This is a genomic window from Streptomyces hydrogenans (genome assembly GCF_014656075.1).
Lineage (GTDB): Bacteria > Actinomycetota > Actinomycetes > Streptomycetales > Streptomycetaceae > Streptomyces > Streptomyces hydrogenans.
The window spans coordinates 54,620-75,075 of sequence record NZ_BNBS01000031.1; the positions used below are offsets into that span (position 1 = coordinate 54,620).

Below are 20,456 nucleotides of genomic sequence, written 5' to 3' on the forward strand. Positions count from 1 at the left end.
CAGGGGCCGGGTCCCCGTACAGGACCCGGCCCCTGGCCCGGGCCTGGGCCCGCCGCCCCTCCCGCGCCCTCCCCGCTACAGCCGCGGGTCCACCGGTTCCGACTCCAGTGCCAGGACCGCGAAGACCGCCTCGTGCACCCGCCACAGGGGCTCGCCGGACGCGAGGCGCGCCAGGGCCTCCAGGCCGAGCGCGTACTCGCGCAGGGCGAGGGAGCGCTTGTGGCCGAGGGAGCGCTGCCGCAGCCGCGCCAGGTTCTCGGGACGGGTGTACTCGGGGCCGTACACGATCCGCAGGTACTCCCGGCCGCGCACCTTGACACCGGGCTGCACGGGACGGCCGGAACCGTCCTCGACCAGCGCGGCCAGCGGCTTCACGACCATGCCCTCGCCGCCCGCGCCGGTCAGTTCCAGCCACCAGTCGGTGCCCGCGCGGACGGACTCCTCGTCGCCGGTGTCGACGACGAGCCGCCGCGTCACCTGGAGCAGCCCGGTCGGGTCGTGCTCGACGAGCCGGTCGAGCAGGCCCAGCTGCGTGTCGTGCGGCACGTCCGCGAGCGACCGCCCGCGCACGGCGAGCAGCTGGAAGGGCGCGAACCGCACCCCGTCCAGGCCGTCCGTCGGCCAGCAGTACCGCCGGTACGCCTCGGTGAACGCGTCCGCGTCCGCCGCCCGCTCCCGCTGCGCCGCGAGCAGCCCGTCGAGCCCCTCGACACCGCGCGCGACGGCCGACTCCAGCGCCCTTACGGCCTCCGGGAGGACCGCTCCCGAGGCCGCGCCGACCGCGGCGTACTGGTGGCGCAGCAGCCCGCCGGACTTCAGCGACCACGGCATCAGCTCGCCGTCCAGCAGCAGCCAGTCGGTGTCCAGCTCCTCCCAGAGCCCGGCCGCGCCGATCGCCGTCCGCAGCCGCCCGAGGACCTCCTCGGTGGCGGCGGCGTCGTCGAAGAACGGCCGGCCGGTCCGGGTGTGCAGCGCGCCGGTCGGCCCGTCCACGCCGAACCGCTCCCGGGCCGCGTCCGCGTCCCGGCAGACCAGCGCCACCGCCCGCGAGCCCATGTGCTTCTCCTCGCACACGACCCGCTCGACGCCGTCCGCCCGGTACTGCGCGAACGCCTCCGCGGGGTGCTCCAGATAGCCCTCGGCCCGGGCGGTCGGCGTCGGCGCCATCGTCGGCGGGAGGTAGGCGAGCAGCCGGGGGTCGACCGCGAAGCGGCTCATGACCTCCAGGGCCGCCGCCGCGTTCTCCTCGCGCACCGCCACGTTGCCCAGGTGCCGGGTCTCCACCGTCCGCCGGCCGTGCACGTCGGCGAGGTCGAGCGGCCGGCCCTCGTGCCCGCCGGGCGCCTCGGACGACAGCGGCCGGGCCGGCTCGTACCAGACCCGCTCGGCCGGTACGTCGACGAGCTCGCGCTCGGGCCAGCGCAGCGCGGTCATCCGCCCGCCGAACACCGCTCCGGTGTCCAGGCAGATGGTGTTGTTGATCCAGGACGTGGTCGGCACCGGCGTGTGCCCGTACACGACCGTCGCCCGGCCCCGGTAGTCCTCCGCCCACGGATAGCGCACCGGCAGCCCGAACGCGTCGGTCTCGCCGGTCGTGTCGCCGTACAGCGCGTGCGAGCGGACCCGGCCCGAGGTGCGGCCGTGGTACTTCTCCGGCAGACCGGCGTGGCACACCACCAGGTCGCCGCCGTCGAGGACGTAGTGGCTGACGAGTCCGTCGATGAACTTCCGCACCTCCTCCCGGAACTCGACGGGCTCGCGCTCCAGCTGCTCGATCGTCTCGGCGAGGCCGTGGGTCGGCTGGACCTTCCGGCCCTTCAGCCAGCGCCCCAGCTTGTTCTCGTGGTTGCCCGGCACGCATAGCGCGTTCCCGGCCGCCACCATGCCCATCACCCGGCGCAGCACGCCCGGCGAGTCCGGGCCCCGGTCGACGAGGTCGCCGACGAAGACGGCCGTACGGCCCTCCGGGTGCGCGCCGTCCACGTAACCGAGCCGCGAGAGCAGCGTCTCCAGCTCGCTCCGGCAGCCGTGGATGTCGCCGATGATGTCGAACGGGCCGGTGAGGTGCCGCAGGTCGTTGAACCGGCGCTCCCGCACCACCTCGGCGGCGTCCGTCTCCACGACCGACCGCAGGACGTGGACCTTGCGGAAGCCCTCCCGCTCCAGCCCCTTCAGCCCCCGGTGCAGCTCGCGCCGGTGGCGGGGGATCACATGGTCGGGCATGCCGGCCCGGTCGGCCCGCCGGGCGTTGCGCTCCCGGCACACCGACTCCGGCAGGTCGAGCACGATCGCGATCGGCAGCACGTCGTGCTCGCGGGCCAGCGCCACCAGCTGACGGCGCGCCTCGCGCTGCACGTTGGTGGCGTCGACGACGGTCAGCCGGCCGGCCGCGAGCCGCTTGCCCACGATGTAGTGGAGGACGTCGAAGGCGTCCTTCGACGCCGACTGGTCGTTCTCGTCGTCGGCGACGAGCCCCCGGCAGAAGTCCGAGGACACCACCTCGGTCGGCTTGAAGTGCCGCCGCGCGAACGACGACTTGCCCGAACCGGTCGCGCCGACGAGCACGACGAGGGACAGGTCGGTGACGGGCAGCGGCCGCTTCTCGGCGGCGTCCGTCGTGGTGGTGGTGGTGGTGTCGGTCGTGTCGGCGCTCATGCCCGGCCCTCCTTCTCCTTCTCGTCGTTCCCGGCCTCCGCGCCGGTCCAGGTGAACACACCCATCTGCGTGGGCGCCCCCACCTCGGGGTCGTCCGCCCCGACCGGCGCGAACTCCACGCCGTATCCGTACCGTTCGGCCACCGCGGCCGCCCACGCGCGGAACTCCGCCCGGGTCCACTCGAAGCGGTGGTCGCCGTGCCGGACGTGTCCGGCGGGCAGCGACTCCCAGCGCACGTTGTACTCGACGTTCGGCGTGGTCACGACGACCGTACGGGGCCGTGCCGCGCCGAACACCGCGTACTCCAGGGCCGGCAGCCGCGGCAGGTCCAGGTGCTCGATCACCTCGCTCAGCACGGCCGCGTCGTAGCCGCCGAGCCGCTTGTCGGTGTACGCGAGCGAGCCCTGCACCAGCTTCACCCGGGCCGCCTGCCGCTCACCCATCCGGTCCAGCCGCAGCCGGCGCGCGGCGACGGTCAGCGCCCGCACCGACACGTCCACGCCCACGATCTCCGTGAACCGGACGTCCTTCAGCAGCTCCTGCACCAACTGCCCCTGACCGCAGCCCAGATCGAGCACCCGGGCCGCACCGGCTGCCCGCAGCGCGGCCAGGATCGCCGCCCGCCGGTGCTCGGCGAGCGGCACCGGCCGCTCCTCGGTGTCGCTCGCCTCGTCCACGGCGTTGTCGACGTCCTCGACGTCGAGGCCGTCGGCCTCGGCCAGCCGCACCAGTTCCAGCCGCTCCGACGCCTCACGGGCGAGGCTCCGGCGGCGGGACAGATAGCGGGTGGTGATCAGCTCGCGCCGCGGGTGCGCCGCCAGCCAGCCCTCACCGGCCCGCAGCAGCTTGTCCACCTCGTCGGGCGCCACCCAGTAGTGCTTGGCGTCGTCGAGGACCGGCAGCAGCACGTACAGCTGGTTCAGGGCGTCCGCGAGCCGCAGCCCCTCGCCCTCGAGGACCAGCCGCACGTACCGCGAGTCGCCCCACTCCGGGAACTCCGCGTCCAGCGGCAGCGGTTCGGCGTCCACCGTCGTCCACCCCAGCGGCCCGAACAGCTCCCGGACCAGCGCCGCCCCGCCCCGCGCCGGCAGCACCGGCACCTCGATCCGCAGCGGCATCGGCGCCGCCGCCCGCTCGGGCAGCGCCCGGCACACCCCGTGCAACGCCGTCTTGAACACCTGCGCGAGCGCCACCGCGAGCAGCGACGACGCCGCATACGGCCGGTCGTTCACGTACTGCGCGAGCGCCGCGTCCGGAGCGCCGCCCCGCCCCTTGCCCTTCCCCCGGCGCACCAGCGCCACGGCGTCCACCTCCAGCAGGAGCGCCGCGGTACACCGCTCCATTCCCGCCTCGGGGTAAAACACGTGCGCGACCCCCTGCGAGGTCGAGAACGCCTGCGCCCGCCCAGGATGCTTGTGCAGCAGAAATCCGAGATCGGTCGCGGGTCGCTCCGGGCTGCCGGTGGTACTGATCGTAAGAAACACGTGTCGAGTATGGGCAGGTCACCGCCCACGACGGTACCGATTTACCCGCGGAGAACAGCGCACCGCCACCGTGCCGCCGCAGGTCCCCCGGAGAGCCGCGGTCGAGCGCCGTCGCACTCCCTCCTCGTCACCGGTCCCGCACGGGATAGGAGTCCACGAACCTGTATTCCTTCACGACCATGACCCCTTCCCTGTAGAGCCTCAGAATCAGGCATTTCCTGTTGTCCTGGTTGACCCCCTCTTCGATCGACAGGATCTCTGCCGCCGTACCGTTCGGTCCTTTGACGTAGTCGCCCGCCTTGAGCCTGTCGGCGCGCTTGCGTACCGGCAGAGTTGTGTGGGTGCTGATGCTTCCTCCTGGAATTTCGGGGTTCTTCTCCTTTCGAGCTGATTCCAGGATCCCACCCACCACTGACAACGAAGAGGGGCAAATTCCGCTTAAGGACCACCCTCACGCCGGAAACGCGTAGGGGCGTCGATCCAACGGAATGGCCAAGGGCCTCACGTCCCTCCCCCTCCCTCCCTACCCCCGCCACCCGCCCAAGGCCGCGATCGTCCCGGGCCCGACGCGGCAGCAGCCGCCGATCAGGCGGGCGCCGGCCGCCTCCCAGGCTGCCGCGAGGCCGGGGGCCTCGGCGGGGCCGAAGGCCGTGCCGCCCCGCCACGCGCGGGTGGTGGCGTCCCAGCGTTCGCCGCTGTTGGGGTAGACGACACCGGGCTTTCCGGTCACCTCGGCGGCGACCGTCAGCGCCCCGGCCGCTTCGGCCGGCTCGCAGCAGTTCACGCCGACCGCCACCACCTGGTCGTTCCCCGCCGCCACCGCGAAGGCGTCGGCCAGGTCCTGGCCGGCCCGGGTCCGGCCGCCCGCCACCGTGTACGAGAGCCACACCGGCACCCCGCACCCGGCGACCGCCCGCAGCAGGGCCTCCGCCTCGTCGGCGTCCGGCACCGTCTCCAGCGCCAGCACGTCCGGCCCCGCCGCCGCGAGGACCTCCACCCTCGGGCGGTGGAAGCGCTCCAGCTCCCGGACGGAGAGCCCGTACCGTCCCCGGTACTCGCTCCCGTCCGCGAGCATCGCCCCGTACGGCCCCACGGAGGCCGCCACCCAGCCGCTCCCCCGCCCGGCCTCCGCGGCCAGCGTCACGCTCCGGCGCAGCAGCGCCGTCGTGGCCGCCCCGTCCAGGCCCCGGCGGGCGAAGCCCTCGTAGGTGGCCTGGTAGCTGGAGGTGATCAGCACCTCGGCACCGGCCCGGACGTAGGCGGCGTGGGCCGCCCCGATCTGTGCGGGCGCGTCGGCGAGCAGCCGCGCCGACCAGAGCGCGTCCGTCAGGTCGCAGCCCTGGGTCTCCAGCTGGTTGGAGAGCCCGCCGTCGAGGACCAGCACCCCGTCGGCGAGCGCCTGGGCGAACGTCCGGGCCGGTGCCATCGGCTCAGCCCAGCTGCGGCGCGACCTGGGCGGAGATCAGCTCCAGGTGGTCCAGGTCGTCCAGGTCCAGGACCTGGAGGTAGACCCGGGAGGAGCCGACCGCCGCGTAGCGGCCGAGCTTGTCGGCGACCTCGGCGGGCGAGCCCGCGAGGCCGTTGGCCTTCAGTTCCTCCACGTCCCGGCCGATGGCGGCCGCGCGGCGCGCCACCTCGGCGTCGTCCTTGCCGACGCAGACGACCAGCGCGTTGGAGTACACGAGGTCGCCGGCGGGCCGACCCGCCTCCTCGGCCGCGGCGCGCACGCGGCCGAACTGCCGCTCCGTGTCCTCCAGGGACGCGAACGGGATGTTGAACTCGTCCGCGTACCGCGCCGCCAGCCTCGGCGTGCGGGTGGCGCCGTGGCCGCCGACCAGTACCGGGATCTTCCGCTGGGCGGGCTTGGGCAGGGCGGGCGAGTCGGCGAGGCGGTAGTGCTTCCCCTCGTAGGAGAAGGTCTTGCCGACCTCGGTCTCCCACAGGCCCGTGACGATCGCCAGCTGCTCCTCCAGTCGGCCGAACTTCTCCTTGGGGAAGGGAATGCCGTAGGCGGTGTGCTCCTCCTCGAACCATCCGGCGCCGAGGCCGAGCTCGATCCGCCCGCCGGACATCTGGTCGACCTGGGCCACCTGGATGGCGAGGACGCCCGGCAGCCGGAAGGTGCCGGCGGTCATCAGGGTGCCGAGGCGGATCCGCCGGGTCTCCCGGGCGAGGCCCGCGAGGGTGATCCAGGCGTCGGTCGGTCCGGGCAGACCGTCACCCGGGCCCATGCGCAGGTAGTGGTCCGAGCGGAAGAAGGCGTCGAAGCCGAGTTCCTCGGTGGCGCGCGCCACCTTGAGGAGGGTGTCGTAGTCGGCGCCCTGCTGGGGTTCCGTGAAGATGCGAAGATCCATGCCTCCATCCTGCACCGTCGGGTGCGGGTCGAGCCGTTCGTGTCAAGCCGCGCGTCAGCGTGTGGACCCGTCCGGCACGGTCGGGTGAATATCCGTCCCCCTGGCGGGACGCGTCACCGCTGGCCAGTGACCGTGACCGGGCCCCGTCGTTTGCTCGGGCGGAGCCGGACCGCCCGGCCCGCGTGCCGGCGGCGCAGCCGGTGCGTCGTTCTTCCCCCGTGGTCCCGTCCGAGCCGGTCGGGGTCCGGGTCGAGGAGGCCGCGATGTCCCAGGAAGCCGCGTCGGAGCAGGCACTGCCCGAGCAGCACGTGCCGCATTCCGTGCCGCAGTCCGTGCCCGAGCAGCAGGCTCCGGGAGCCCCGAAGGGGCTGCTCCAGCAGATGGAGGAGCTGATGGCCGCCCTCTCCGCCGACCTCTCCCAGCTGGACGCCGACCTCCAGTCCACGGCGGAGCGCCTGGAGCCGGGCGCCGCCGGCGAGGCGTACGGCGGCAGCCCCGGCGACCGCGAGGGGCGCTGACCGACCGCCTTTCCGCTCCCCTTACCCTTCCCCTCTCCTTCCCCTCTCGTCCTCTTTCTCCACTCCGCTTCCCGCTTCCCGCTCCCCGCCTCCGGGCCCGGGACCTTCACCGGTCCCGGGCCCGGTCGCGTTCCTGATCGCGCTCCCGGTACGGGCCTCTGCCGGCTTCCCTCTCCGGCTCCCGATCCGGCTCTCGCGCCAGTTCCCGCCCCGCTCTCCCTTCCGGCTCCCGGCCCGGTTCCCGGCCGGGCTCGGGGGCCGGGCGGGGGGTGGGGGGCCTGGGGTGCGGGGTGGTCGGCGAGGGGCCCGCTCGGCCCCGGGGCGGGTCGGGAGGGCGGGCCCGGCCCTGTTCTCGTACGTCGAGGCGACGCAGCATGCCCCGGACCCGGTCGCCGGCCTCGTCGGCGGCGTCGATCGCCTCCATGCACTGCCAGTACAGCCCCTCGTCGTCGGTGACCGAGGCCACGCCGACGAGGGCGATGCCGACCTCCCCGAGGAGCTCCCCCAGCGCGGTCAGCGCCGAGCGCGGGTCGCCGACCTCGGTCAGCCGGGCGGCGCGCGGGCCGGACGCGCCCCACGCCGGGTACTCGCCCGCCTCGCTCAGGCCCCGCGCCTCGCTCCGCAGCTCCAGCGGCCCGCAGAGGGCGAGGTGACTCCCTATGGCCTGGGCGAGGGCCCGGGCCTGCCAGGCTTCCGCCACGATGTCGTGTGCCGTCCCGCTCTCGGCCAGCGCGTGCAGGCCGGCCAGGACGAGCCGCTCCGCTTCCATCAACTCCGCCCCCGTTCGTGCGACTTGCCGTTCCCTCAATCCACTACCCAGAGTGAGGCCGACTGGACCCCGACACCAGAGGAATTCGGAAATCTGTGGACAGGCATCTCGACCCGGATGAAGCGATCACTCCGAAGAGTGACGATCACCCCCGTCGACGCCCGACTCGTCCGTTCCGTCCCGTCTGCGGGGTGGAAAGCGGAGCTCGTTCCGGTCGATCTTGGCGGCGAGCGCGGCAAGCGGGTCGATCTCCAGCACCTGGCAGAACTGGAGGAGATAGGCGAGGACGTCGGCCACCTCGTCCTCGACCCGGTGGGCCGAGCCCGGGTCCTCCATCACCTTCTCGGCCTGCTCCGGGGTCAACCACTGGAAGATCTCCAGGAGTTCGGCGGCCTCGACGCTGAGCGCCGCCGCCAGGTTCTTGGGCGTGTGGTAGGGCTGCCAGTCCCGCGCCGCCGCGAAGGCGGCGAGGCGGCGCTGGAGCCCCGCCACGTCGTGTTCGGTGTCCGTCACGGGGTCAGGTCTACCACCGTCACCCCCGGCGTCCGCCGGGCTTCCGCCGCAGTGCCCTCGCGGACCGACCCCGCGAGCCGGATGTGACCGTCGGCGGCGATGGCGGCGGTCAGGCCGAGGAGGGCGGAGCACTGGCGGCCGTCGAGCCCCCGGTCGAGGTCATCGGTGAGGAGGGTGAGGCACTGCATGGCGTCCGGGAGCTCGGCGATGCGGTCCATGGCGAGGATGCCGGGCCCGGTGAGCAGGGTCAACGCGAGGGCGAGGTAGCGGAGTTCGCCGTCGCCGAGGCGGCCGAGCGGGGTGGCGGGCCGGGCGCCCCGCGCCAGGAGGGCGCCGACGGTTCCGTCGGGCAGTTCCTGCACGCCGACGCCGGTGACGGGCCCGGCGCAGCCCGCGCCGGCGACGGCGGCGAGCCTCTGGTGGCGGCGCGGGCAGGCGGTGTGGGTGCGGTGCAGCACCTCCGCGAGGTTGGCGCAGTCGCGGAGCAGCCGCCCCTCGCCGGGGACGACGGGGGCGCGCATCCTGCTCGGCTCGGGGGCGCACGGGAAGAGGGAACGCAGGCCGACCACCGCCTGTTCGGCGGCCGCCAGCACCTCGCGCTGCCCCTCGGTCGCGCCGGCGACCCGCAGCGGCAGGAGCGCCGTGCCGAGCAGGTCGTCGGGCAGCGGGGCCCGGGTGACCGGGGTGGCGCCCGCCGTGAGCCAGGCGGCCTGGACGGTGGCGCGGCCGGGGTCCCTGAGGGCGGTGGTGAGGAGGGTGCGGCCGTGCCGGGTGAGGCGTTCGCCGACGATGCGGAGCCGCGGTTCGGCCTGGACGGCCAGGTCCAGCCGGACCGGACCGACGGGCCCGTCGACGGTGCAGCCGATGCGGAAGCCGCGGCGCCCCTGGGCGTCGGGCCGGGCGCTCTCGGGGACGTGGGCGCCGGGGTCGGGGAAGACGTCGGCGAGCGGGTCCCCCGCGCCGAGCCGCGCGAGCGCCTCGTACGCGCCGAGGACGGTGGACTTGCCGCTGCCGCTCGGGCCGGTGAAGAGGGTGACGGGCCCGAGCCCGTACGTGGCGCCCCGCCGACCTGCGTAGGCGGAGAGCCGCAGCTCCGTCACGACCGGCCGCGGCACGGCCGAAGGCCCGGCCCCGACGCCACCGCCGTCGGTACGCGAACGGGGGCGGGCCCGGGGGACGGTGGTGGTGCCGGTAACTGTGGCGGAGCCCGTACCCGTTCCCGGCGCCGCGCCCCCACTCATACCCGCACCCGTACTCGTCCCCGTACCCGCACTCACCCCCGTACGAGTCCCGCCCCCACCCGCCCCCGGAACCGGAGCATGAGCCGTGTCAGGGGATGGGGAAAGGGCAGGGGCAGGGGTCGGGGCCGGCACCGGAGCCGGTGGGGTCGGCCGGGGGTGCGGAACGGTGTCCGGGCGCGAGGCCCGGGAGTCGGGGTTCCTCGATCCGGAGGCGCGGGACTCGGGGGTGCGGGTTCCCGAGGTACGGGGGTCGGGGGTACGAGGTTCGGGGGTACGGGGTTCGGAGGTTCGGGATGCCGGCGTGCGGGCGAGGGCGGGGCCGCTGGTGAGGTCCATGATCGGACCGTACGCAGGGATCGTGCTGACGAACCGTTACGCCGAGATGACCTTCCTACGATCGGGGGACACCCGCGCGCGGGGCGCCGACGGGCTCGTCGTCCTCGTCGCCGGCCGGGCCGTCGCCGGTGCTCTCGACCTCGGTCCCGGGAGGGGCCAGCAGGAAGACGTTGCGGTCGACGCGGTGCATGCCGCTGCCGAGCCCGAAGACCACGCCGCTGCTGAAGTCGAGGACGCGCTTGGCGACTTCGGGGTCGGCGCTGGTGAGGTCGAGCAGGACCGGGATCTGGGCGATGAGGTACTCGGCGACCTCGCGGGCGTCCGCGAAGACCTGGACCCGCAGCACGACCATGCGGCGCTGTTCGACGGACTCGTACTGTTCGGGGATCGTGCGGTGGTCGACCCTGGACGGCCATTCGTCACGGCCGCGCAGGGGCAGGACCTGGGCCAGACCCTCCCACTGCTCGTCGGTGACGTCGTACCTCTCGTACCTACTCATGACCCCATCCTCCCGCCCCTCACCCGTTCGGCCCAACAACGACACGGGTGAACGGGTGACGGACGGACTACAGCCTGGTCACGGACACCGCACGCCCCACGGACTCCGCACGCCCCGCTGACTCCACACACCCCCGGACTCCCCACACCCCGCGTACGCCGCGCGCCCCGGACGCCGCGCGCCGTACGGCGTCCCGGGTCCGTGGCGTCACGCGAAGATCTTGGCCAGGCGGCGCAGGCCCTCGGCGATCTCGTCGGGGGTGTGGGTGGTGAAGGAGAGGCGGAGGGAGGCCGGGTCGGGGGTGCCGGAGAAGAAGGGGGCGCCGGGGACGTAGGCGACGTTGTGGCCGACGGCGACGGGGAGGAGGGCGGTGGCGTCGTGGCCCTCGGGGAGGGTGGCCCAGACGAACATGCCGCCCTCGGGCCGGTTCCAGCAGCTGCCCTCGGGGAGGGCGGCGGGCAGGCCGTCGAGCATGGCGTCGCGGCGGGCGCGGTACGCGGCACGCATGCCGGCGACGTGGGCGTCGAGGTCGCGGTCGCGGAGGTAGCGGGCGACGGCGGCCTGGTCGACGGTGGAGGTGTGCAGGTCGGCGGCCTGCTTGGCGATGACACAGGCGCGCCGGAGCACGGCGGGGGCGCGCAGGAATCCGAGGCGCAGGCCGGGGGCCATGACCTTGGAGAAGGAGCCGAGGAGGGCCGTGCGGTCGGCGGCGGCGGGGAGGCCGGCGATGAGCGGCACGGGCTCGCCGTCGAAGCGGAACTCGCCGTACGGGTCGTCCTCGGCGATCCAGAAGCCGTGGCGGGCGGCGGCCTCGGCGACGGCGGTGCGGCGCGCGAGGGGCAGGGTCCGGCCGGTGGGGTTCTGGAAGGTCGGGACGACGTAGAGCAGGGCGGGCTTCTCGCGGGCGGCGATCTCGTCGAGCGCCTCGGGGATGATGCCGTCCTCGTCGGTGGGGACGGGGACGACGCGGGCGCCGGCGAAGCCGAAGCACTGGAGGGCGGCGAGGTAGCAGGGGTCCTCGACGAGGACGACGCTGCCGGGTTCGAGGAGTGCCGTGGCGAGCAGGGTGAGGGCCTGCTGGGAGCCGGTGGTGACGAGCAGGTCGTCGGACGCGGTGGCCAGTCCGCGGGTGGTGAGCCGGGCGGCGACGGCCTCGCGGAGGCTCGGGTCGCCCTCGGTGGTGGAGTACTGGAGGGCGGAGTGCGGGGTGTCCGTGAGGACGGCCTCGTAGGCGGCCTTGATGCCGGCGGTGTCGAAGAGTTCGGGGGCGGGCAGGCCGCCGGCGAACGAGATGACCTCGGGGCGTGCCGTGAGCGCCAGGATCTCCCGTACGGGAGAGGAGGCGACGTGTGCCAGCCGGGAGGCGAGGGGAGGCGTGGACGCGGCGGCGTGCGGGGCGGCGGGCTCGGGCACCGGGGCGGCAGAAGGCATGCGTTTCAGTGTAGAGAGCATCCTTTCGGTGTCCAGGAGTATCCGTCCCTCGGACTCGCCGTTCCACGGGGCGAGTTGGGGTCGCCTCCGACGGTGAAGGTGCGCGTGTACGAGATGCGCCGGGCGTCGAGTGCGCGACGGGTGGCGTCGGCGCGGGCCTCGACGCCGGGGACGGCCGGGTCGTGGAGGACGCCGGCGACGGAGCCGCTGTGCGAGATCTGCACGCCGACGGCGCCGGTACGGCGAGCCAGGGCCACCAGCCCCTCGAACTCCTGGTGCCTCAAGACGTGTTGGGCACGTCGGGCGCTGGCGGTGGCGACCCGGTCGAGGAGCGCGGCGTCGCCGTCGGCGACGGCGCGCCGGAGCTGCTCGCGGAGCCGGGCGTAGGCGCGCAGTTCGGCGCTGGTGGCCGCGGGCGCGGGCAGGCCGAGCGTGTCGACGGCCGCGCCTCCGCCGAGCAGGCACCCGACGACGAGGAGCGGCGGGAGGGCTGCCCCGAGGACTTCGAGGACCCGGCCCTCGCGCTGGGCGAAGAGGACGGGCCGGGCGTCGAGCATGAGCGGGTCGCTGGCACGCTCGGCGCGGACGGCGAGCCGCGCGGTGGCACCGGCGTCGAGGCGGAGCCCGTACGCGTCGGCGACGGCGCGCACGCTCGCGAGCACGTCGCTGGTGGAACTGCCCATGCCGAGCCCGAGCGGCACGCCCCCGGCCAGCCGCAACGTGCCGCCGCAGGCGGGCCGCCCGGTGCGTTCCGCGCACAGCGCGACGGCGAACCGCGCGGCCCGGGCGGCCTTCGTACGTCCTCCGGGCACGACGGCGACGGCGTCGGGCGGGGTGCCGGGGCGGGGCGTGAAGTCGGCGCGGGTGCCGGGGGTGTCCACGGGGAGGGTGACGAGTCCGGCACGGGGGCGTCCGTCGGTGTCGAGGAAGACCCCTTGGAGGAGTTCGCCGTGATGGGAGGGGGCGTGACCGGTCCCCGGGGTGGGGGCGGGGCTGGAGTGAGGATGGGGGTGGGAGTGAGGGTGGGGGTGGGGGTGGGAGGTGCTGGTGGTCACGGGGAGAGTCTGACCTCCGGCGGCCCGTACACCTCCGGCGGGGTGCGGGGACCAGCCCGGCCCGCACCGCCCCGCCCCGCACCGCGTGGCAGGAGGGTCAGCCGGCGGGCCACCACTCCGGCCCCTCGGGCGCGTCCTTCACGAAGACGAGGGCGTCCATGCCGGCGAGCCGCGTCGGGTCCAGGGGCGCGTAGCCGTACCAGGGGGATGTGCGGGGAGCGGGCGGTACGTCTCCGAGCGCGGCGGCCAGCAGGCGTACGTCGACGAGGTACCGGTCCTCGGGGAGCGCGTGCAGCAGCCCCTCGACGGTGTCCGGCGGCGGGTCCTGGACCCCGCGGTGCCGGATGGTGCCGAGGGCGGTGGTGACGAAGGCGTACTCCTCGCCGAGCCGGGAGGCGACGATCGCCCCGGCGCCCCACCACTCCTCCCGCCGCCCACCCAGGTGCATCGCGCTGCGCTCGCGCTGGAGGTGCGCGTGGTGTCCGTGGGCGAGGACCGGGCCGCGCTCGGCGAGGGCGAGCAGCCGGCCGGCCATCATGGCGTCGCGCAGGGTGAGCAGCCGTCCGAGTCGGCCGGGTGAGGTGTCGGCCATCCAGGAGTGGTAGCGCAGGAGTCCGGTGGCGGTACGGGCGTGGAGCAGGGCCCGGTCCCACGCCTCGCGCTCGTCCGGGTCCCCCAGGTCCGGCACCTGGGCGTCGAGCAGGGCGGCGAGGTCGTCGGCGATCAGGCGCAGCCGCTCGGCGTCGGGCGTCCGCCCGACGGACCGGGACGGGTCCCGCATCGCCGCCGGCTCGGTCCAGCGGGCGTCGGCGCCGAGGAGCCCGTCGAGGGTCTCGGGGGTGCAGGGCAGCGCCGAGGCGTCGCAGCGCGCGGCGAGGTGGGCGTGGAGCGCGGCGAGGGCCTGCCGCGGGCTCGCGGCCCCGCCCGTCTCCAGCGGACCGTCGAAACCGGCGAACCGCACCTGCTCGGCGGCGGGCCGCGCGGCGTTGAACTCGCTCATCCAGCGGACCAGTTCGCGATTGGCGGCCGATCCGCCGAAGCCGTGGCTGAAGCCGCGCGCCATGACGTCGTCGAGGTCACCGGCGCCGGAGGTCACGTAGGCGTCGACGACCAGCCCGGCCAGGCAGTCGCTCTCGATCGCGACGGTCCGGTACCCGTACTCCTCGACCAACTCCCGGAAGAGGACGTTCCGCACGTCGAGCAGGGCGTCCTCGCCATGGGTGGGCTCGCCGAGGGCGAGCACCCGCGGCTGCCTGCGGACGGCCTCCACGAGATCGGCCGCGCCGACGGGACGGGTGGCGCTTTCAGCAGTGTGCGTAGTCATCTGCGCGACCTTTCACCGAACCCCGGGAGGATTCGTACGAGAGCAGGGAGCAGGAAACAGAGAGCGGGAGCAGGGAGCAAAGGGGAGGGAGCGGTGAGCGAACGCCCTCGTCGCGATCGCCCCTGGGATGGAAGCTACACCTGCACATTCGCTTGAGACTTGGGCTGCGGACTGCGGCTCTCGTACCGCATCCCGGCCCCGTAAAGTCTCAAACATGACCTACCTCCGCCCGGCCGACCTGGCCCGGGAGCACGGCCTCTCCCCGCAGACGGTCCGCAACTACGAGCGCGACGGTTTCCTCCCGCCGGCCGGCCGCAGCGAGACCGGCTACCGCCGCTACACCGGGCGGCACGCGGCGGCCCTGCGCACGTACCTGGCCCTGATCCCGGCCCACGGCTACGCCGAAGCGGGCACGATCATGCGCGCCGCGGTGGAGGGGCGGTGGAACGACGCCCTGACGGCGGTGGACCGGAGCCATGCCGAACTCCTCCGCGACCGGGGAACGCTGGACGCGGTCGGCGAGGTCCTGGCCCACCTCCACGGCCGTCCGTCCGGCGCGCGGCGGCCGGCCGCGCGCGTCGCGCAGCCGTTCACGATCGGCGAGCTGGCCCGCCGTCTGGGCGTCGGCGTGGCGACCATCCGCGCCTGGGAGCGGGCGGGTGTCCTGGCCCCCGACCGCCGCCCCGCCACGAACCACCGCACCTACGACGCCGACGACGTCCGCGACGCCGAACTGGCCCACTTCCTCCGCCGCGGCCACCGCCCCCTGCCCCTCATCGCCACCGTCGTCCAGGAGGTCCGCACGGCGGGCGACACCCGGACCCTGGAAGCGGCCCTGACCGACTGGCGCGCCCGCGTCACCGCCCGCGGCCTGGCCATGCTGAAGGCGGCGGCCCTGCTCTCGGACTATGCCGGGGCGAGGGCGGACTGACGGGCCGCCCGACGGTTCCGCACCGACGCCGGCGTTCCTCGCCCAGGGGTCCGCGACCTCGGGGGCCGGGATGCCGAGGTCGTGGCCCCCTGGGGGCGTCGGACCGGGATCCACACCGCGGGAGAGATCAGACCGGGCCCCGCACAGGCCGCGATGAGAGAGTGCTCGACCAGGATCAACGTGCGCCGGGCGATGCGGGACGTCGTCACCGGCTGACCGCTCAGGACCTCAAGGACATCCGCGTGCCGCAGCATCGCGGCGACCCCGCTCGGTGGAGCGCATCGCGAACCACACGGGGTGGGTCGCGAAGGTCTACCGGGCTCCGCCCCGCCGCGGCCCGGCGTCCGGGACCGCGGCGGGACGGCACGGGAGGACCGCGGGAGAGCGGGCCGGCGCCTCTCAGGCGTGGCGGTGGTACGCCTTGTTGGCGATGCGCCAGGTGGTGTCGGTGCGGACCAGCAGGAAGATGTCGGTGAAGGTGTCCGGGCCGTGGACGAGGGTCATGGTGGCGGTCGCCACGGTGCCGTGGACCTCGACGGAGTCGACGCGGCGGGAGCGGGTGGGCTCGTCGGGGGCCGGGCTGCCTTTGAAGAGGGCGCAGTACTCGTCCAGGGGCCACGAGACGAAGGCGGAGTCCCGGACGCCCTCGACGTGGGCGGTGGGGAGGAAGGCGTCGCGGAAGTGGGCCGGGTCGCCGGTGGCGTGTCCGCGGACGTAGGCGCGGAGCGGTTCGAGGACCGCGTCGTCCACGGCGGGGACCGTGGCGGCGAGGGCGATGTCCGCCTCGGGGCCGGCGGGGGTGCCGGTCAGACCGGCCGCGTTGCGCACGGGGAGGCCCGAGGCGTCACCCAGCAGGGCCATGTCCTTGGCCAGTGCGCCGATCGTGAACTCGGCGGCGGAGGCGGCCGGTTCGTCAAGGAGGAACGGGCGCTTGCGGGCCACGAGGCCGCCGAGCTGGCCGAGTTCGAGGATGTCCAGGGCCTCGGCGCGGGGCAGCCCGAGGGCGTCGGCCTGCTGCAGGGCGTCGCGCAGGGCGAGGACGGAGCCGGCCAGGCTGTTGTTGGCGACCAGCTTGAGCGCGGCGGCGGTGGAGGCGTCGTCCAGGGGCCGTACGGTGCCCAGTGCCTCCAGGACCGGCCGGACGCGGTCGAGCGTGCCGGGACCGGCCGCGGCGAGGATCTTCAGGGCGCCCGCGGCGACGGCCGGTACGGAGCCGAGCACGGGCGCGTGGACGTAGGACGGGCCCAGGAGCCGGGCCAGCTCGGCCGCCTCGGCGGGGGCGACCGTGCCGGTGTTCACCACCACCGTCTCCGGCCGCAGGGCGTCGCGGACGCCGTCGAGGACCTGGCGGCAGGCCGGGCCGTCGAAGAGCGCCAGGACGACGACGTCGGCCCCCGCCACCGCCTCGCCCGGGTCGGTGGCGGTCTTGACGGCGTCCGAGGCGCGCCCGGAGCGGGTCCAGCCGACGACGTCGTGGTCCTGCGCGGCGAGTCGTGCCGCGATCGCTTCGCCCATGCGCCCCAGGCCGAGGACGGCGATCCTGTGTGGTGCAGTCATACGGATCACGATGGTGCACCGCGATGCCTGCGACAAGCGCAGATCCCGCAGGGCGCCTCTGCGGGAACCGCATACCCGCTGGGCATACTGGCGCCATGGAACTGACGGTGTGGCGGACCTTCGTGACCGTGTGCCGGCTCGGGTCGCTGTCGGCGGCCGCCGCCGAGCTCCATCACACGCAGTCGGCGGTCTCCCGGCAGATCGCCGGACTGGAGCGGCAGCTCGGCACGGCACTGATCGAGCGGCACGCGCGCGGAGTGCGCCCGACACCCGCCGGCGAGGTCTTCCGGCGCCATGCCGTGGCCACGCTCGACGAGGCCGACCGCGCGGTGCGCGCCGTGCGGGAGGTGCGGGACGGGGCGTTCGACCGGCCGCTGGCCGTCGGCGCCACGCCCTCCCTCGCCGCGGGGATCGTCCCCGAGGCCGTCCGGGCCCTGCTGGAGCAGGCCGGATCGCTCCGGTGGAGCCTGCTCCCCGGGCTGAGCGCGCCCCTGCACAACCGGGTGATCGCCGGCGATCTCGACCTCGCCGTCGTCACCGACGCGCCGCCCGGACTGCCCCATGAGCCCCGGGTCGAACGCCGCTTCCTCGGGCTCGACGAGATGGTCGTCGCCCTGCCCGTCGGGCATCCGCGGGCCGGGCACGGCCCGGTGCCGCTGCGGACGCTGGCCGACCAGATCTGGGTGGAGGACGACGACGGCTCGGCCGCGCTGCTGCGCCAGCACGCCGCCCGGGCCGGACTCACCGCCCGGATCGAGCTGGCCGCGGCCGATCTGCTCGGCAAGCTGGCCCTGGTCGCGACCGGGCACGCCATCGCGCTGATTCCCGGGGTGCTGGCCCGCGCGCTGCGGACCGACGTGACCACGGTGGGTCTCGTCGATCCGCCGACCCGGGGGATCTACGCGGTCACCCCGCGCCGCGATCCGCATCCCTCCGCGGCGCCGCTGCTCGACCACCTCGCGGCGGCCTTCGCCCCAAGCCCCCCGCAACCGCAACCGCAACCGCCCGCGGCCCGGAAGGCCGCCACGGACCGCCGCACGTGAGACGGGCGGCGCGGGGGGGGGGGGGGGCGGCGCGTCCGTCCACGTGCCGCGGGTCATGGGCCGCGTGCGTCACGGGTGGTGGGGCGGGGCGAAGAAGGTGGCGGCGCGGGCCAGGGCCGCCGGGTCCGCCTCCAGGTCGCCCTCGCGGTGGGCGCGGGCGAGGAGGGCTCCGCGCCAGTGCATGCCGAGGTAGTCGGCCGTGCGGCGGAGCATGCCCGTGAGGGGTTCGGTGTCGGTGTCGTCGCCCCGGGCGTACGCCGTGACGGCCCACAGGTTCTTGCCCCGCATCCGCTCCCGGAAGGCGACGTCCGGCAGTCCGCTCCAGCGGGCCCAGTAGTCCAGGTAGAGCTTCGTGGCGGCGGAGACGCTGTACCAGTGGAGGGGGGACGCGAGGACGAGGTCGGTGCTGTCCAGCGTCGCGTCGAGCAGCACCTTCTCCGGGCCCTGCGGGAGGGGCCCGGCCGGCCGGGCCGGGAGCGGCAGTTCGCTCAGGCTGAGCCAGCCGGCGCCGGCGTCCGACGGGAGGCCCTCGGCCGCGTAGCGGGCCAGGGCCTCGGTGTTCCCGCCGCCGTGCGGGCTGCCCAGGATGAAGGCGAAGCTCCGGCTCCGTACCGATTCGAGCGTGGCAGTCACAGCAGTCCTCACTGCTCGTCGTGGTCAGGCGGTCAGGCGGAGGGGTCAGGCGGTCCGGTCGGCGACCCTCCGCAGGTGCTCCCGGGCGTCGCTGTGCAGCTGGTCCGAGTAGTCGATGCGGCCGCCGGTGCCGGCGTAGCGCAGCTTGCTCGCCCCGGAGGTGCGGCGCAGGATCGTGACGCTGTTCTGCATCAGCTTCTGCGACTCCAGCAGGCTGACGACCTCCAGCTCGCCCGGGTGGCGCTCCTGGAACTTCGCTATGTAGCGGCGGACGGCGTCCCCCTCCGGGTAGGTCATCAGGTAGTGCATGACGACGAGGCCGCCGTCGGGGTTGATGAGGGGCCAGAAGTGGTCGAAGAACCACAGGCACTCCCAGGCGTCGACCCAGGCGAAGTCGATGGGGGTCAGCTCCTCGGGGAGCTTGTCCAGCGAGTCCTTCAGGTCGGCGTTGACGACGGTCACCCGCTCGTCCAGGCCGAGTTCGGCGAGCACCTCGCGGACCCGGCCGGCGGAGGACTCGGCGATCGAGAGGTTGTCGACGGCGGCGAGGACGGGCCGGTACGGCTCCAGGTGCAGCGAGGGCGTGACGAGCGGCGGCTCGGCCAGCAGCCAGCTGTCGTCGAGCGCGCGGCCGGCGTCCAGGTGTTCCCGGGTCTTCGCGGCGAGCGCGACGGATTCGGCCTCGACCGTCCGTTCCGCCTCGGCGAGAGCGGCGGCGAGGAAGGGGGTCGTGTACCCCATCCCGACCTCCAGCACGCGCCGCGGCCGGAGCAATTGGACGAGGTTGGCGAGAAGCGGGCCGACGACTTCGGTGCCCATTCCGGGGACCGACAGCCTGGCGACCGCCGAACGGAACTCTTCACTGTGAATCGAATGAGGCATTTCCATCCCTTGGTAATTGCGGTGTCGTACCGGATCGAAGAGGGTCGGAGAAGGTTCACTCATGGTTTCCGCAGCACGGTTGCCGCAACAACGCCCTGCCCTAACATGTATGCGCAGCGCATGATCACGCAGGGGGGCAAATGTCGCAAACAGGATGTGATGGCACGCCATGTGGACCAGGGCTCTGCGAGCCGGGTCTACGTCGTTACGAAAGCGCCGTCGCGGGTGGGTCGGTCCCCGCCGACCCACCGGTGCACTGCGCGACCGACCTCGGACTGCTGGTGCCGATCCCCGGGGAGCCCGGCCTCCTGGCACCCGTCACTCCGACGATCGCCGCAGGTCGGACGCTGGCGCCTCTGGAGCAGACGCTCGCCGAGGGCCGGCGCAGACTCGACGCCCTGACCAAGACGTTCGAGACCGCGGAAGCCGTGTACACCGAGGCCCGCCAGAGCGGCCCGCAGTCCTCGTCGGTGTTACGGGGCGCGGCGGAGATCGCGGAGACGATCGACGCCGCGGTGGGCCTGTGCAAGGCCGAGCTGCTGACGGCCCAGCCGGGCGGCCGGCGGCCGCCGGAGATCCTGGAGACGGTGGTCCAGCGGAATCTGGACCTGCTGTCGAGAGGCGTTTCGCAGCGCACCCTTTATCAGCACGCGGTGTGGAATCATCCTCCCACGGCTGATTACATTCGCACCGTCGTGGAAGCCGGCGGAAACATCAGGACCGTGGACGAGATGTTCGACCGGGTCATCATCTGCGATCGCACCGTCGCTTTCATTCCCACTCTTTCGCATTCTCCGGAAGAAGCACTGGAGGTGCGGGACCCCCATGTCGTCCGTTATCTGGCCAATGTCTTCGAGTGCGCCTGGGCGCGCGGCACCCTGGTGGACCCGGCCGCCGGCAAGCGCCCGGAGATCGTCGTCTCCGAGCTGGAGCAGAGCATCGTCCGCTTCCTGGTCGCCGGGCACACCGAGGAGAAGATCGCGCGCGGGCTCGGCATCAGCAGGCGCACCGTGGCCGAGTACATCAGCCGGATCTCGCGGCGCCTCGGCAGCGTCAGCCGGGCGCAGCTCGGCTATCTGATCGCGACCAGGGGGCTGCTCCCCGAGCCGGAGAGCGACCGGGCCTGTCCGCCCTGATCCGCGGGACACGGGCTAGACACCCGCCGCGGCGCGGAGCGCGTCGACGCGGTCGGTGCGCTCCCAGGTGAAGTCCGGCAGCTCGCGGCCGAAGT

The 20,456-nt window shown here is 74.2% G+C and carries 18 protein-coding genes and 1 pseudogene; 4 read left to right on the plus strand and 15 right to left on the minus strand.

Features of this window, described 5'->3' with window-relative positions:
* Positions 1 to 75: 75 nt before the first annotated feature.
* The 5 genes from IE321_RS15780 to IE321_RS15800 all read right to left on the minus strand — a co-directional run bounded on the left by IE321_RS15780 (position 76) and on the right by IE321_RS15800 (position 6,493).
* A complete protein-coding gene (locus tag IE321_RS15780) occupies positions 76 to 2,655 on the minus strand; it encodes a polynucleotide kinase-phosphatase (RefSeq protein ID WP_190223354.1) in 2,580 nt (859 codons plus the stop codon).
* Complete coding sequence (locus IE321_RS15785) at positions 2,652 to 4,139, minus strand: 3' terminal RNA ribose 2'-O-methyltransferase Hen1 (protein WP_190223355.1); 1,488 nt, start codon at positions 4,137 to 4,139, stop codon at positions 2,652 to 2,654. Before IE321_RS15785 ends, IE321_RS15780 begins: the two co-directional genes overlap by 4 nt.
* 127 nt (positions 4,140 to 4,266) lie before the next feature.
* Positions 4,267 to 4,548 carry a hypothetical protein gene (locus IE321_RS15790; protein WP_190223356.1) on the minus strand — a complete coding sequence of 94 codons (282 nt, stop codon included), beginning with the start codon at positions 4,546 to 4,548 and terminating at the stop codon, positions 4,267 to 4,269.
* A gap of 114 nt (positions 4,549 to 4,662) precedes the next feature.
* Positions 4,663 to 5,565 (minus strand): homocysteine S-methyltransferase, encoded by a 903-nt coding sequence (gene mmuM, locus IE321_RS15795; protein WP_190223357.1) that lies wholly within the window; start codon positions 5,563 to 5,565, stop codon positions 4,663 to 4,665.
* A 4-nt stretch (positions 5,566 to 5,569) separates the two neighbouring features.
* Positions 5,570 to 6,493 (minus strand): LLM class F420-dependent oxidoreductase, encoded by a 924-nt coding sequence (locus IE321_RS15800; protein ID WP_043232719.1) that lies wholly within the window; start codon positions 6,491 to 6,493, stop codon positions 5,570 to 5,572.
* Positions 6,494 to 6,756: 263 nt separating this feature from the next.
* Here IE321_RS15800 and IE321_RS15805 point away from each other — a divergent pair, with 263 nt between their 5' ends.
* Positions 6,757 to 7,011, plus strand: coding sequence for a hypothetical protein (locus IE321_RS15805; protein WP_226651416.1), 255 nt, complete (start codon positions 6,757 to 6,759; stop codon positions 7,009 to 7,011).
* A gap of 280 nt (positions 7,012 to 7,291) precedes the next feature.
* Here the strand turns inward: IE321_RS15805 and IE321_RS15810 are convergent.
* The 7 genes and pseudogenes from IE321_RS15810 to IE321_RS15840 all read right to left on the minus strand — a co-directional run.
* Positions 7,292 to 7,780 (minus strand): annotated as a pseudogene (locus IE321_RS15810) (DUF6099 family protein); the annotation flags it as partial.
* 126 nt (positions 7,781 to 7,906) lie between these two features.
* Positions 7,907 to 8,293 (minus strand): nucleotide pyrophosphohydrolase, encoded by a 387-nt coding sequence (locus tag IE321_RS15815; protein WP_190223358.1) that lies wholly within the window; start codon positions 8,291 to 8,293, stop codon positions 7,907 to 7,909.
* Entirely contained in the window at positions 8,290 to 9,534 is a 1,245-nt protein-coding gene (locus IE321_RS15820; protein WP_226651415.1) for an AAA family ATPase, read from the minus strand. The genes IE321_RS15815 and IE321_RS15820 overlap by 4 nt, the downstream gene beginning before the upstream one ends.
* Before the next feature lie 391 nt (positions 9,535 to 9,925).
* Positions 9,926 to 10,369: a cell division protein SepF gene (locus IE321_RS15825; RefSeq protein WP_043232592.1), complete on the minus strand. Its 444-nt coding sequence runs from the start codon at positions 10,367 to 10,369 to the stop codon at positions 9,926 to 9,928.
* A gap of 207 nt (positions 10,370 to 10,576) precedes the next feature.
* Entirely contained in the window at positions 10,577 to 11,800 is a 1,224-nt protein-coding gene (locus IE321_RS15830; protein WP_190223360.1) for an aminotransferase-like domain-containing protein, read from the minus strand.
* Positions 11,801 to 11,805: 5 nt separating this feature from the next.
* Complete coding sequence (locus IE321_RS15835) at positions 11,806 to 12,855, minus strand: GHMP family kinase ATP-binding protein (RefSeq protein WP_190223361.1); 1,050 nt, start codon at positions 12,853 to 12,855, stop codon at positions 11,806 to 11,808.
* A gap of 97 nt (positions 12,856 to 12,952) precedes the next feature.
* Positions 12,953 to 14,179 carry an erythromycin esterase family protein gene (locus IE321_RS15840; RefSeq protein ID WP_190223362.1) on the minus strand — a complete coding sequence of 409 codons (1,227 nt, stop codon included), beginning with the start codon at positions 14,177 to 14,179 and terminating at the stop codon, positions 12,953 to 12,955.
* Between the two features lie 214 nt (positions 14,180 to 14,393).
* On the opposite strand from IE321_RS15840, the gene IE321_RS15845 reads away from it, so the two are divergent.
* Positions 14,394 to 15,110, plus strand: a complete 717-nt coding sequence (locus IE321_RS15845; RefSeq protein ID WP_190223363.1) for a MerR family DNA-binding transcriptional regulator — start codon at positions 14,394 to 14,396, stop codon at positions 15,108 to 15,110.
* Positions 15,111 to 15,509: 399 nt separating this feature from the next.
* Here the strand turns inward: IE321_RS15845 and IE321_RS15850 are convergent, their stop codons facing one another.
* Positions 15,510 to 16,679, minus strand: coding sequence for a nuclear transport factor 2 family protein (locus IE321_RS15850; RefSeq protein ID WP_372470206.1), 1,170 nt, complete (start codon positions 16,677 to 16,679; stop codon positions 15,510 to 15,512).
* A gap of 83 nt (positions 16,680 to 16,762) precedes the next feature.
* On the opposite strand from IE321_RS15850, the gene IE321_RS15855 reads away from it, so the two are divergent.
* The gene (locus IE321_RS15855; protein ID WP_190223365.1) at positions 16,763 to 17,710 is read left to right on the plus strand and encodes a LysR family transcriptional regulator; all 948 of its coding nucleotides are present in this window, start codon (positions 16,763 to 16,765) and stop codon (positions 17,708 to 17,710) included.
* Between the two features lie 69 nt (positions 17,711 to 17,779).
* Here the strand turns inward: IE321_RS15855 and IE321_RS15860 are convergent, their stop codons facing one another.
* Both IE321_RS15860 and IE321_RS15865 read right to left on the minus strand, forming a co-directional pair.
* Positions 17,780 to 18,343: a flavodoxin family protein gene (locus IE321_RS15860; RefSeq protein ID WP_043232500.1), complete on the minus strand. Its 564-nt coding sequence runs from the start codon at positions 18,341 to 18,343 to the stop codon at positions 17,780 to 17,782.
* A gap of 45 nt (positions 18,344 to 18,388) precedes the next feature.
* Positions 18,389 to 19,084, minus strand: a complete 696-nt coding sequence (locus tag IE321_RS15865) for a class I SAM-dependent methyltransferase (protein WP_226651413.1) — start codon at positions 19,082 to 19,084, stop codon at positions 18,389 to 18,391.
* A 392-nt stretch (positions 19,085 to 19,476) separates the two neighbouring features.
* On the opposite strand from IE321_RS15865, the gene IE321_RS15870 reads away from it, so the two are divergent.
* The gene (locus tag IE321_RS15870; protein ID WP_043232496.1) at positions 19,477 to 20,361 is read left to right on the plus strand and encodes a helix-turn-helix transcriptional regulator; all 885 of its coding nucleotides are present in this window, start codon (positions 19,477 to 19,479) and stop codon (positions 20,359 to 20,361) included.
* Positions 20,362 to 20,456 lie beyond the last annotated feature (95 nt).